This window comes from Streptomyces crystallinus (assembly GCF_039521265.1).
Lineage (GTDB): Bacteria > Actinomycetota > Actinomycetes > Streptomycetales > Streptomycetaceae > Streptomyces > Streptomyces crystallinus.
On sequence record NZ_BAAACA010000006.1, the window covers coordinates 348,958 to 361,756 of the forward strand.

The 12,799-nt window shown below is 71.9% G+C and carries 10 protein-coding genes; 6 read left to right on the plus strand and 4 right to left on the minus strand.

Features of this window, described 5'->3' with window-relative positions:
• Nucleotides 1-122 precede the first annotated feature (122 nt).
• Nucleotides 123-629 carry a response regulator gene (locus tag ABD236_RS05490; protein WP_344070714.1) on the plus strand — a complete coding sequence of 169 codons (507 nt, stop codon included), beginning with the start codon at nt 123-125 and terminating at the stop codon, nt 627-629.
• A 34-nt stretch (nt 630-663) separates the two neighbouring features.
• Here the strand turns inward: ABD236_RS05490 and ABD236_RS05495 are convergent, their stop codons facing one another.
• Both ABD236_RS05495 and ABD236_RS05500 read right to left on the minus strand, forming a co-directional pair.
• A complete protein-coding gene (locus ABD236_RS05495; protein WP_344070716.1) occupies nt 664-2,079 on the minus strand; it encodes a SufS family cysteine desulfurase in 1,416 nt (471 codons plus the stop codon).
• Nucleotides 2,066-3,451 carry a family 2B encapsulin nanocompartment shell protein gene (locus ABD236_RS05500; RefSeq protein ID WP_344071217.1) on the minus strand — a complete coding sequence of 462 codons (1,386 nt, stop codon included), beginning with the start codon at nt 3,449-3,451 and terminating at the stop codon, nt 2,066-2,068. The genes ABD236_RS05495 and ABD236_RS05500 overlap by 14 nt, the downstream gene beginning before the upstream one ends.
• A 500-nt stretch (nt 3,452-3,951) precedes the next feature.
• Here ABD236_RS05500 and ABD236_RS05505 point away from each other — a divergent pair, with 500 nt between their 5' ends.
• Nucleotides 3,952-4,572 carry an LAETG motif-containing sortase-dependent surface protein gene (locus ABD236_RS05505; RefSeq protein ID WP_344070718.1) on the plus strand — a complete coding sequence of 207 codons (621 nt, stop codon included), beginning with the start codon at nt 3,952-3,954 and terminating at the stop codon, nt 4,570-4,572.
• An 84-nt stretch (nt 4,573-4,656) separates the two neighbouring features.
• Here ABD236_RS05505 and ABD236_RS05510 read toward each other — a convergent pair whose 3' ends face one another.
• A complete protein-coding gene (locus ABD236_RS05510; RefSeq protein WP_344070720.1) occupies nt 4,657-6,834 on the minus strand; it encodes a discoidin domain-containing protein in 2,178 nt (725 codons plus the stop codon).
• A 204-nt stretch (nt 6,835-7,038) separates the two neighbouring features.
• On the opposite strand from ABD236_RS05510, the gene ABD236_RS05515 reads away from it, so the two are divergent.
• Nucleotides 7,039-8,103: a LacI family DNA-binding transcriptional regulator gene (locus ABD236_RS05515; protein WP_344070722.1), complete on the plus strand. Its 1,065-nt coding sequence runs from the start codon at nt 7,039-7,041 to the stop codon at nt 8,101-8,103.
• A 15-nt stretch (nt 8,104-8,118) separates the two neighbouring features.
• On the opposite strand, the gene ABD236_RS05520 is transcribed toward ABD236_RS05515, so the two are convergent.
• The gene (locus ABD236_RS05520; protein WP_344070724.1) at nt 8,119-9,459 is read right to left on the minus strand and encodes an ROK family transcriptional regulator; all 1,341 of its coding nucleotides are present in this window, start codon (nt 9,457-9,459) and stop codon (nt 8,119-8,121) included.
• A 150-nt stretch (nt 9,460-9,609) separates the two neighbouring features.
• On the opposite strand from ABD236_RS05520, the gene ABD236_RS05525 reads away from it, so the two are divergent.
• From ABD236_RS05525 to ABD236_RS05535, 3 genes are read left to right on the plus strand one after another with little or no spacing between them, the layout of a single operon-like run.
• Complete coding sequence (locus ABD236_RS05525) at nt 9,610-10,920, plus strand: ABC transporter substrate-binding protein (RefSeq protein ID WP_344070726.1); 1,311 nt, start codon at nt 9,610-9,612, stop codon at nt 10,918-10,920.
• Nucleotides 10,921-10,928: 8 nt separating this feature from the next.
• Nucleotides 10,929-11,948, plus strand: coding sequence for a carbohydrate ABC transporter permease (locus tag ABD236_RS05530; protein ID WP_344070728.1), 1,020 nt, complete (start codon nt 10,929-10,931; stop codon nt 11,946-11,948).
• A complete protein-coding gene (locus ABD236_RS05535) occupies nt 11,941-12,798 on the plus strand; it encodes a carbohydrate ABC transporter permease (RefSeq protein ID WP_344070730.1) in 858 nt (285 codons plus the stop codon). The genes ABD236_RS05530 and ABD236_RS05535 overlap by 8 nt, the downstream gene beginning before the upstream one ends.
• Nucleotide 12,799: the final 1 nt, after the last annotated feature.

Sequence of the window (12,799 nt, forward strand, 5' to 3'; positions counted from 1 at the left end):
GGCCCGCGCCGGGCCCCGCGGACGCGGGCGCAGATGCCGTTGGCAGGTACCAAGGGCCTCCTGCGCTCGGCCCCGGTGCGCACTACTGTGAAAGTCCGGCTGCAGGGGAGTGTGGTTGGGACGTGGACAGTTCGTGGAAGATCCTGGTGGTCGACGACCGCGAGGACAACCTCTTCGCCATGGAGAGCGTGCTGCGTCCCGTGGGCCGCCCCATAGTGTGCGCCCGCAGCGGTGACGAGGCGCTCAAAACCGTGCTGCGCGGCGGCATAGCGGTGATCCTGCTCGATGTGCTGATGCCCCGGATGGACGGCCTCGAAGTGGTCGAGTACCTCAAGCGGCTGGAACACACCCGGAGCCTGCCGGTCATCCTCGTCACCGGCATCGGCCGCGACGACGACCTCGCGGCCCGGGCCTACCACCTCGGGGTGGCGGACTTCCTGGTGAAGCCGGTGGAGCCGTGGGCGGTGCGCTCCAAGGTCCGGGTGCTGGCGGACCTTTATGTGGAGAACCAGTTGCTGCGGCGCCGCCTCGAATCGCTGGGATCGCCCATGCCGCCGATGCCGACCGTCCCGCCACAGGCGCATCGGCCGCCGTGGCGGGCGATGCGGGTGACGGACGACAGTCGTTGAGATCTGTCGTCCGTCACCTGTCATCTGCGACCTGTCACCCGGAGGCCATCTGCAACTGACGCAGCGACGCCACCAGTTGATCCACCTCCTCCGACGTGTTGTAAAGCGCCAGCGAGGCCCGGGCCGCCGACTCCAGTCCGTAGTGGGCGAGCGCCGGCTGTGCGCAGTGGTGGCCCGCGCGGATCGCGATGCCGTCGCGGTCCAGCCAGTCGGCGACGCCCGCCGGGTCCTGGCCCGCCAGGGTGAACGTCAGCACCGCGATCCGCTCCGGCGCGGCGCCCACCAGCTCCAGGCCGGGCACGGTGGCCAGGGCCTGCTGGGCGTAGGCCATCAGCCCTTCCTCGTACGCCGTGACGGCGTCCCGGTCGAAGGAGCCCAGCCAATCGAGCGCGGCCAGCAGCCCGATCACTCCGCCGATGTCGCCGGTGCCGGCCTCCATGCGGTGCGGGACCGGCGCGAACGTGGTGAGGCCGAAGGCCACCGAGTCGATCATGTTGCCGCCGCCCTGCCAGGGCCGCATGCCCGCCAGTACCTCCGGCTTGGCGTAGAGGGCGCCGATGCCGGTCGGGGCGAAGAGCTTGTGCCCGGAGAACGCGTAGAAGTCCGCGTCCAGGTCCATGACGTCGACCGGGAAGTGCGCCACCGCCTGCGCCCCGTCCACCAGCACCTTCGCCCCGTACCGATGGGCGAGCGCGGTCATCTCCTTCACCGGCGGGACGGTGCCCAGCACATTGGAGGCGTGGCTGAGCGCGACCAGCTGGGTCCGGGAGGAGAGCAGGTCCGCGTACGCGAACCGGTCGATCTCCCCCTCGGGCGTCAGCGGGACCGGCACCACCCGGGCCCGGGTCTCCTTGGCGATCATCTGCCAGGGCACGATGTTGGAGTGGTGCTCCAGGACCGGTACGAGGATGTCGTCGCCGGGCCCGAGGTTGTCCCGGCCCCAGCTCTGGGCGACCAGGTTGACCGCCTCGGTGGTGCCGCGCACGAACACGATGCTGTCGGGGGTGGGCGCGCCCAGGAACCGGGCGACCGCCGCGCGCCCCGCCTCGTACGCCTCGGTGGCCTCGCGGGCCATGGTGTGGGCGCCCCGGTGGATGTTGGAGTTGGCGGCGCTGTAGTAGGCACCGAGCGCCTCGATGACCTGGCGGGGCTTCTGGGTCGTCGCCCCGTTGTCCAGCCAGACCAGCGGACGGCCGTTGACCGTGCGGTGCAGGATCGGGAAGTCCTGGCGCGCGGTCTCGGCCGAGTAGGCACCCGGTACGGCCGGGCGCTGGGGGAGCCCCGACTGCTCGGGTGCGGCGGGCTGTACGGGCGCGGCGGCCTGCTGCCCGGACAGGGCCTGCGGCACCGGCGCGGTGGTCTGCGCGGGCATCGCGGTGGGACCGGGCAGCGTACTCAGACCGGTGACCGGTGCCCCCGACAGCTGTCGGCCGAGGTCAGGAGTAGTCATGGTAGTTGGACACCTCGACGTTCTGGAGCACGGCGATGGCGTCCTCGACCAGGACGGCCGTGTTGAAGTACGCGGTCATCAGATACGAGGTGATGCCCTTCTGGTCGGTGCCCATGTTCCGCATCGCGAGCCCGGGTTCGATCTCGTCCTGGACACTGGAGGGGCGCAGCCCGACCACGCCCTGCTCCGCCTCGCCCATCCGCATCAGCAGGATCTCGGTCGTCCCGGAGCCCACCCCGCCGTTGAAGCGGACCTTGTCGGAGGGGAGCAGCGGCACCCCGCGCCAGGTGAGCAGCGGGCTGCCGAACCGGGAGTCGACCACCGGCGGCACGCCCCGCCGGGTGCACTCGCGGCCGAACGCGGCGATCGTCCGGGGGTGCGCGAGGAAGTACCCCGGCTGCTTCCACACCTTGGCGAGCAGCTCGTCGAGGTCGTCCGGGGTGGGCGAGCCGGTGCGGGCCTGGACGCGCTGGCCCGCCGGGACGTTGTTGAACAGGCCGAACTCGGGGTGGTTCAGGAGCGCCGCCTCCTGCCGTTCGCGCAGCGCCTGGACGGTGAGGTTGGACTGCGCCCGGGTCTGGTCGATGGGGCCGTTGTAGAGGTCGGCCACCCGGGTGTGGACGCGCAACACGGTCTGCGCCAGCGTCATGTGGTACTCGCGCGGCGCGTCCTCGTAGTCGACGAACGTGCCCGGCAGATCCGGCTCGCCCACATGGCCGGAGGCCAACTCCACCGGCGCCTCGGCCCCCGGCACCATGTGGTTCCCGGCGGCGTAGTCGTCCATCGCGGCCCGGACCCCCGCGTCCCGGTCGGCCAGGGCGGCGAGCGCGCCGCGCTCGGCGACCAGGGCCACGCCGGGCGTGAGCGCCTGGACGCGGTAGGGCATCGGCTCGGAGCGGGTCCAGCTGCCGAGGTCGAAGAACTGGCCGTCGCCGATGACCTCGATGAGCGCCTCCTCGCCGTACCGGCCGGTCATGCGCTTCTCGGCGCGGCCGCGCACGATCACCCACAGCCGGTCGGCCGGGTCGCCGCTCTGCACCAGGACCTGGCCGGTCTCGAAGGAGACCTCGGTGAACGCGCCGGCCAGCTCGGTCAGGAGCGCCTCGTCGGCGTCGCGTAAGTAGGGCATCTCCCGCAGGTCGCCGGGGACGATACGGTGGGTGCCGTCGTTGTCGGCGTAGGTGGTGATGCGGTCGTCGCCGAGCACGAAGGTGCGGCGGCGGTTGACGCGGTAGACGCCGGACTCGACGTCCACCCAGGGCAGCGCCCGTAGGAGATAGCGCGGGGTGATGCCGCGCATCTGCGGCGTGGTCTTGGTGGCGGTCGCGAGTTGCCGTGCCGCGTCCGGGCTGAGGGACATCCGGTCGTTCACCACGGGAACCTCCTCGATGACATGGGCGGCGGCCGCCGGGACGGCTGCCGCACAGGAACGGGGACCGATCGTCTGCTCGATGCGGGCAGGTCGACAAGACGCCAATCGCGGGGCTGCCGGGGCGCCGGGCCTGAAACCGTCCATTCAGTCAATGGATTCCTGAAATGGAATGGTTCGTTCGGTTGGCGGCTTTCCTGGTGGCTCCCGCCGGGGCCCGAACGGAACGCCTTTTCCGGTTTGGTGGAAATAAATTCAACTCCCCCGAAATAGGCGGGATATGACCCAATGGGGACGCTATGACTCCCTAAAAGTCCCCCTTATGACGGCCGATTACGGTGTGGCCGGACTGCCACCCTTCGGACACCGGGCGGGCGAAGCGCGCGCTGTCGCGAACCGGACAGGTGACGCGAGTGATGTGGGGGACCGCCGCTTGGCCGTGGGGCGGGAGCGGTACTGTGCGCGCACCGCCAATGGGGCGGTACGGAACAGTGGAGGATTCTGTGACCGTAATCAGAGGAACGGGGCGTCGTCGTGGAGCGCTGATAGGGGCCGCCGCCGCGGGCCTCCTCGGCGTCGGCCTGAGCGCGCTTCCCGCGCAGGCGCACACCCCCGTCTGGAAGGTGACCTGCTCGACCGTCACGGTCGACCTGACCCAGTACTCCGCCGAGGCCACCAACACGGTGACCATCAAGACGGCGGACGGCAAGGACCTGCTCCCCACCGAGGAGTTCAAGGGCCAGTTCCACAAGAAGCTGAAGCTCCCCGCCCACGACAAGGAGCTCACGCTCCGGCTCGTCGTGAAGGCGGGTGACGGCGACCAGTACTCGCGCGACGAGACCAAGACCTCTCCCGTGTGCGACACGGTCCCCCCGACCAGGCCCACCCCGTCGGGCAAGCCGTCCAAGCCCTCGAAGCCGACGCCGTCGGCCGAGCCCAGCAAGCCCGCCCCGGCGCCCAGCACCTCCTCGCCGGCGGCCCCCGCGCCCCAGCCGAGCCCCAACCTCGCGGAGACCGGCTCGTCGAGCTCGACCCCGCTCGTCGCCGGCATGGGCGGTGCGGTGCTCGTCGCGGGCGGCGGCATCGTCTGGGCCGCGCGCCGGCGGCGCCCGGCCAGGCACTGACCCGCTCACCCCGTGGCGACTGCGCCGGCGGCCCCCTGCGGGCCACCGGCGCAGTCGCGTCTCATGTGCCGCTCGCGCGCGTGCTCAGGGGTAGGAGACCACCGTCGACGGTGTCGTCGAGGTGCCCGAGGTCGGCGCCCCGGTGCCGTTGACGACGTGCGCGTACTGCCCCTTGCCGCCGAGGGAGACCACCAGCAGGTCGTGCAGCCGTACGCCCGGCCGGTCCGGCACCTCGAAGCCGTGGTCCTGGACGATCGTGGGATCCACGTTGTAGTAGCAGTAGCTGCCGAGCCCCCAGCCCTCGTGGGTGGTGACGGAATCGGCCACCTTGTACGCGGCGAACCCGCGCACGCTCCCGTTCTGGACGGCGGCCTGGCTGGGCGCGTCGTACGCCTTCTCGTTCTGGAAGAAGATCGTCCGGCCGCGCTCGCCGTTCCAGCGCACGTCGTACTTGTTGAAGTGCTCGACGAACAGGCCGGTGGCCAGCACGTCGTCGCCGTTGACCGTCAGCCCGTAGTCGGCCCGGTTGGTGTCCCAGCCGACGCCGGTGCCGTGGTCGGCGCGCCACAGCCAGGTGTGGTCCACGATGACGTTGTCGCTGTTGATCTCCATGCTGGAGGTCGCCCTGCCCGCGCCCGCCCCGCCGATGCGGACGAACACGTCCTGGACGGTCGTCGGGTCCACCGCGTGGTGCGCGCTCGCCCCGGGCGGCCCGACCTGGAGCAGGACGGGCGACTCGACCGGCCCCGCGTCGATGAGGAGCCCGGCCAGCCGCACCCCGTCGACGTCGGCGACCCGCAGTGCGGTGACCCCGTTGTCCGGGACGACCGTGGCGAGCCCCAGGCCCAGGACCACGGTGTCGGGCCGGGTGACCTCGATCGGCCGGTCGACGTGGTAGATCCCGGGCGTGAACAGCAGGTTGAGGCCCTGGGCGAGCGCCTGGTTGACGGTGGCGGCGCTCGCGCCGGGCTTCACCACGTAGAACTGGCTGAGCGGCAGCGAGCTGCCCGGCGAGGCGCCCGACGCCCAGGAGACATCGCGCGCGTCGGTGCGCTTGGCGGGGACGAACACCCGGTAGTCGTTGCCGTCCAGGTAGAGGAACGGCTTCTCGCGTGAGACGGGGGTGGTGTCGAGCGTGGTGTACGGCGGGTTCGGGAAGCTCTGCGCGGGCGCGCCCCGGACCCCGGAGAAGGTCATGTTCCACACGCCGTTGGTCCAGCCGCCCATCGAGCTGTCACGTGTGTACCACTGCTGCTGGGAGTACGGGCCGACGGTGCCGTCGATCCTGCTGTCCGCGATGTAGCCGCCGCTGGCCCAGCCGTAGCCGTTGGGCGCCAGGTTCAGGCCGCCCTTGACGTGCATCCGCCGGAAGGGGGCGGCCTGGGCCACCGCCCAGCGGTCGGTGCCGCTGACCGGGTTGAGCGCCAGGTTCTCGGCGGAGCGCCAGAAGTTCTGGGTGGCGTTGCCGCCCAACCAGCCCGCGTCCACGGTCACATCGCCGTTGATGGTGGTGTCGTCGGGGTTGCGCCCCAGGCCCGCTATCGAGGTGTAGAAGCCGAGGTTGGCGTTGAGGCCGTTGTACGTTCCGGGCTTGAACAGAAGCGCGTAGCGGCCGGAGCCGAACTGCGCCGACTCCTGCTGCCGGAAGACCTGGTCGAGCCTGCCCTGGATGTCCGGGGTCGACGGGTCGAAGACCAGCACGTTGGGCCCCAGGTCGCCGCCGCCAGGCAGGGTGCCCCCGCCGCTGCCGAAGACCTGGAACTCCCAGAGGGAGTAGCCGTATCCGGTGGCGCGGGCCGTCCCGTACATCCGCACATAGCGGGCGGTCCCGGAGACGGTGAGGGTCTCCGTGCCGCCCTGTCCGGCGGCCGTGGAGTACGCGGTGGTCCAGGCGGTGCCGTCGGTGGAGAGCTCGATGCGGTACGCCTTGGCGTACGCCGCCTCCCACTTGAGGACCACCTTGCCGAGCGCCGCAGGGGCGCCGAGGTCGACCTGGATCCACTGGGGGTCCGAGAACGCGCTCGACCAGCGCGTTCCGTCGTCGCCGTCGACCGCCGAGGCGGCCGGGGTGCCGCCGTTCTCCTGGCTGGAGGCGGTCACCGGCCGGCCCTGGGAGAGCGGCGGCGGGTCGGCGTGCGCGGCGGTCGCGGGGACGAACAGGAGCAGCGCGGCCACCAGCGCGGCGGCCACGGCGGCGGCGAGCCGCCGGGGGCGGGCGAAGGGTCCGGGAGACGCCGGCGAACCGGCGGGGGGAGCGTGCATCGGGCCTCGATCCTGGGTCGTGGGGGTGAGGAACGGGATGGCGGGAGAGCGCTCTCCGGGTGCACCCAGATGTTTCTCCGGCGTTGCCGACACGTCAAGAGTTGTACACACAACGGCTGTTGGCGCATGCGTCCGCCTCACGGGTGGGCGCCGCTCGGCCATGGACCGGCGTGCCCGTGGAGCGCTCTCCCGTACAGTGCCGCCATGAGCGGAGATCTGCGGGAGCACGCCGGGGCGCCCACGCTTGAGGACGTGGCGCGGGTCGCCGGGGTCTCGCGGGCGACGGTCTCCCGCGTCGTCAACGGCGTCCGCAACGTCGACCCCGGTATCCAGGAGGCCGTGCGGCGGGCCGTCGTGGCCACCGGGTACGCGCCCAACCGCGCCGCCCGCGCGCTCGTCACCCGGCGGGCCGGGACCATCGCCCTGGTGGTGTCGGGCGTCGACGGCGGCTGCGCCGGGCACGACGGGCCGGACGCGTTCGCCGCCCGGGTCTTCGCCGACCCGTTCTTCGGCCGGGTGGTCGCCGGCGTCGTCGGCTTCCTGCGGCCCCGCGCCACGCATCCGGTGCTGATGTTCGCGGAGACGCCCGCCGAACGGGAGCAGGTGCTCGGGTATCTGCGCCAGGGCAGCGCCGACGGCGCCCTGATCGTGTCGGCGCACGGCGAGGACCCCCTGCCCGCGCTGGTCGCCGCCGCCGGGCTGCCCGCCGTGCTCTTCGCGCGCCCGGCCCGGCCGGTGCCGCTCAGCCATGTCGACCTGGCCCACGCGGACGGGGGACGGCTGGCAGCCGAGCACCTGGTGGCCCGGGGGTGCCGGCGGGCCGCCACGATCACCGGGCCGCTGGACGTGCCGGCGGGCCAGGACCGGCTCTCCGGGTTCCGGGACGCGATGGCGCGCCGGGGGCAGCCGTACGTGCCCATCGTCGAGGGCCGGTTCACCCAGCGCAGCGGCGAGGAGGCGATGGCGCGCCTGCTCGCCGAACACCCGGACGTGGACGGGGTGTTCGTCGGCAACGACGTGATGGCGCGGGGCGCCTGCCAGGTGCTGGGGGAGCACGGCAGACGGATCCCCGACGACGTCGCCGTGGTGGGCTTCGACGACAGCGCGGCGGCGACCTCCGGGCGCCTCGGCCTCACCACCGTGCGCCAGCCCGTGGAGGACATGGCGGCGGAGATGGCCCGACTGCTCCAGGAGCACATCGAGACCCCCGAGCGCCCGGTGACCTCGGTCGTCTTCGCACCCGAGCTGGTGGTACGGGAGTCGGCCTGAGCCCCGGGGCGGCCGTCAGCGGGCGGTGCGCTCCTCGACCGCGGTCCGCCAGCCGGGCTGCTCGGGGACGGGCGGGGCGTCGCCGGCCGGTGCGCGGTGGCCGCCGCGCGCGAAGAAGTCGGCCAGCGGCAGGGTGGCCGCGCCGACGGTGACGGCGTCCGGCCCGAGCCGCCCGAGCTCGACGCTGACGCGCTCGGCGGGGTGGCGCAGCGCGTACGCGGTGGCGTGTGCCCGGACCGACTCCAGGATGTACGGGCCGAGTTGGAGCCCCGCCCAGCCGCCGACCAGGATGCGCTCGGGGTTGTAGAGGTTGATGAGGTCGGAGAGCCCGGCGCCGAGGTACTCGGCGGTCTCGTCGAGCACGGCCCGCGCCACGGGGTCGTGCGCCTCGGCGCAGGCGTCCGCCTCCCCGGCGGCTCCCTGGGGACAGGCCGCCGCCAGCAGCGCCGTCACCGCCGCCTCCTCCTCGATGCCCTCCGGCAGGGCGGCGCCCGCCTCGCGCCAGCGGGCGACCAGGGCCTTTGCCCCCGCGTACGCCTCCAGACAGCCCGGCGCCCCGCACCGGCAGCGCCGGCCGCGCACATGGACCGTGGTGTGGCCCCACTCGGCGGCGCTGCTGTGGGCGCCCCCGTAGATCTGCCCGTCGGAGACGATGCACGCGCCGACGCCCGAGCCGAGCAGCACGATCACCGCGTTCCGGGCGCCGCGCCCGCCGCCGAACCACATCTCGGCCTGGCCCAGCGTCTTGGCGCCGTTCTCCACGAAGAGGCCGAAGCCCGGCGGGAGTTCGTCCGCGAGGGCGCCGCGCAGCAGCGCCTCCAGCGGGACGGCGTCCCAGCCGACGGTCTGCCCGTGCACCACCGCGCCCTCGGCGCCGCTGCGGTCGACGATGCCCGGGACCCCGACGCCGATGCCGAGCAGCCGCTCGGGCGCGAGAGCGGCGTCGCGCAGCACGGCGGCGACCCCGTCGCGGATGAGGGCGACGACGTGGCCGACGTCGTAGCCGTCCGCCGCCAACGTCAGCTCCGCGCGGGCCAGTTCGCTCATCATCAGGTCGAAGAGCTCGACGCGGACGCGGGTCTCGCCGACGTCCACGCCGATGAGGTGGCCGCTGTCGCGGGTGACGCGGAGCAGGGTGCGCGGGCGGCCGCCGTCCGAGTCGACCACGCCCGCGTCCTCCAGGAGCCCCTCGGCGGCGAGCTCGGTGACCACGTTGCTGATGGATCCTGAACTCAACCCGGTGGCCGGACCCAGCGCCTGACGGCTCATCGGGCCGTCGAAATACAACCGTTGCAATACCGCGGTCCGGTTGTCGCGCCGCAGGTCGCGAACGGTTCGTCTGTTCGGCATGGCCATATGGCTCCCTCCCTGCGTGCAACATACCGTCGCGCGGGGCCTTGACGCGACCTTCTCTCGGGTCTTAACTCACGTCCTAAATTAAGGCGTGAGTCCGTTCAGGACCTGAACCCGGCCACCTCTGGAACCCCGGAAAGGGGCGATCCCGTCATGCGCAGACTCCGAGCCGCGGCTGCCTTCGCGACCCTCACCGCTCTCGTCGCCACCGCGAGTGGCTGCGGCGGCTCCGACACGGGCGGAGGCGGCAACGGCTCCCCGAAGTCCCTGACGTACTGGGCGTCCAACCAGGGGCCGAACATCGAGGCCGACAAGAAGATCCTGACCGCCGAGCTCAAGAAGTTCGAGCAGCGAAGCGGGATCAAGGTCAAGCTGGAGGTCGTCCCCTGGTCCGACCTGCTCAACCGCATCCTCGCCGCCACCACCTCCGGCCTGGGGCCGGACGTGCTCAACATCGGCAACACCTGGTCCGCCTCGCTCCAGGCCACCGGCGCGCTCCTCGCGTGGGACCGGTCGGCGTTCGACGCGATCGGCGGCCGGGCCAGGTTCACGGACTCCGCGGTGGCCGCCGCCGGCGCCCAGGGAAAGGACCCGGCGGCCGTCCCGCTGTACTCGCTCTCGTATGCCCTCTACTACAACAAGAAGATGTTCGCCGACGCGGGCATAGCGAAGCCGCCCGCGACCTGGGACGAGCTGGTCGCGGACGGCAAGCGGCTGTCCAAGGACGGCACGTGGGGTCTTGGCGCCGAGGGCGCCAACCTCGCCAACAACATCCACCAGGTGTTCGTGCTGGGCAGACAGCACGGCGTGGAGTTCTTCGACGCCGCCGGGAAGCCCGCCTTCACCTCGGACGGCGCGGTCGCCGCGGTGAAGCAGTACGTCGACTTCATGGCCAAGGACAAGATCGTCGCGCCGGGCAACGCGGAGTACGCCCAGAACCAGTCGCTGCGCGACTTCTCCACCGGGAAGACCGCCATGGTGCTGTGGCAGGCGGCCGCCTCCACCTTCGCCGCGCAGGGCATGAAGCCCGAGGAGTGGGGCGTCGCGCCGGTGCCCGTCCCGGCCGGGACCCCGGACTCGGCCAGGAACGTCAACTCGATGGTCGCGGGCATCAACATCGCCGTCTTCAAGAACACCCACAACCGCGACGGCGCCCTGAAGTTCGTGGAGTTCATGACCAGCGACGAGGAGCAGAAGCTCCTCAACCGGACCTACGGCTCGATCCCCCCGGTCAAGGCCGCACAGGCCGACCCCGCCTTCGCCGCCCCCGACACCTCGGTGCTCAAGGACACCCTGCTCAAGAGCGCCGCCCCGCTGCCGCAGGTCCCCGAGGAGTCCCAGTTCGAGACGGCCGTCGGCACCGCCGTCAAGAGCCTGTGGGCCGACGCGGCGGCGGGCCGCGCGGTCACCACCGAGTCGGTGCGGGCGGCCCTCACCAAGGCCCAGCAGCAGATGCCGAAGTGAGCGCCCCCGTGACGCCGCCGACCCCAGCACCCCTCGCCGTCGACACGGCGCAGCCGCCGGAGCGCGGCGGGCGGGCCGGGCCACCGAAGGCCCGCCGCCGAAGCCCCCGCGCCCCCGGCCGGATCCGCAAGGCGGGCCTGCCCTATCTGCTGCTGCTCCCCGCCCTCGCCCTCGAACTCCTCATCCACCTGCTGCCGATGGTCATCGGCGCGGTGATGAGCTTCAAGACGCTCACCCAGTTCTTCATCCGGGACTGGACGAGCGCGCCCTGGGCCGGCCTCGACAACTACAGGATCTCCGTCGACTTCTCGGCCCCTGTGGGCAAGGACCTCCTCGACTCCTTCGTCACCACCTGTCTGTTCACGGTGGCCTCGGTCACCCTGTGCTGGCTGCTGGGCACCACGGCGGCCGTCTTCACGCAGGACGCCTTCCGCGGCCGGGGCCTGCTGCGCGCGGTGTTCCTCGTCCCGTACGCCCTGCCGGTCTACGCGGCCGTCATCACCTGGGCCTTCATGTTCCAGCGCGACAACGGGCTGGTGAACCACGTGCTGCACGACCAGCTCGGGCTCGGCGGCGACCGCGCCTTCTGGCTGATCGGCGACAACAGCTTCTACGCGCTGCTCACCGTCTCGGTCTGGAAGGGCTGGCCGTTCGCCTTCCTGGTGGTGACGGCCGGGCTCCAGAACATCCCCCAGGAGCTGTACGAGGCCGCGGCCATCGACGGCGCCGGGATGTGGCAGCGGATCCGCCGGATCACCCTGCCCTCGCTGCGCCCGGTCAACCAGGTCCTCGTCCTGGTGCTGTTCCTGTGGACGTTCAACGACTTCAACACGCCGTACGTGCTGTTCGGGCGCTCGGCGCCGAAATCCGCCGACCTCATCTCCCTCCACATCTACCAGTCGTCGTTCGTCACCTGGAACTTCGGCACGGGCGCCGCGATGTCGGTGCTGCTGCTGCTCTTCCTGCTCGTGGTGACGGCCGGCTATCTGCTCCTGACCTCGCGGGGAAGGAAGTCCGCCGATGCCTAGCGCGAGTCCCACCGCCGCGCCCCGCTCCTTCGTGTGGGCCCGCCGGGTCTTCCTGACCCTGCTCACCGGCTTCGTGCTGCTGCCGGTGTACGTGATGGCCAGCAGCTCCCTCAAGCCGCTCCAGGACGTGTCGGGCCGGTTCCGCTGGCTGCCGGGCAAGCTGACCGTCCGCCCCTACCTGGACATCTGGAAGACCGTCCCGCTCGCCAAGTACTTCGTGAACTCGCTGGTCGTGGCGGGTTCGGCGACCGTGCTGTCGGTCGTGGTGGCGATCCTCGCGGCGTACGCGGTGAGCCGCTACCGCTTCCGCGGCAAGCGCGTGTTCACCGTGACCGTGCTGTCCACGCAGATGTTCCCCGGGATCCTCTTCCTGCTGCCGCTGTTCCTGATCTTCGTCAACGTCGGCAACACCACCGGGGTCGCCCTGTACGGCTCGCGCGGCGGGCTCGTCCTCACCTATCTCACCTTCTCGCTGCCCTTCTCCATCTGGATGCTCATCGGCTACTTCGACTCGGTCCCGCGCGACCTCGACGAGGCGGCGCTGGTCGACGGCTGCGGGCCGCTGGGCGCGCTGGTGCGCGTGGTGGTCCCGGCGGCGGTCCCGGGGATCGTGGCGGTCGCGGTGTACGCGTTCATGACCGCGTGGGGCGAGGTCCTGTTCGCCTCCGTGATGACCGACGACACCACCCGCACCCTCGCCGTGGGCCTCCAGGGCTACGCCACCCAGAACGACGTGTACTGGAACCAGGTCATGGCCGCCTCGCTGGTCGTCAGCGTGCCGGTGGTCGCCGGGTTCCTGCTGCTCCAGCGCTATCTCGTGGCCGGGCTGACCGCCGGCGCGGTGAAGTGAC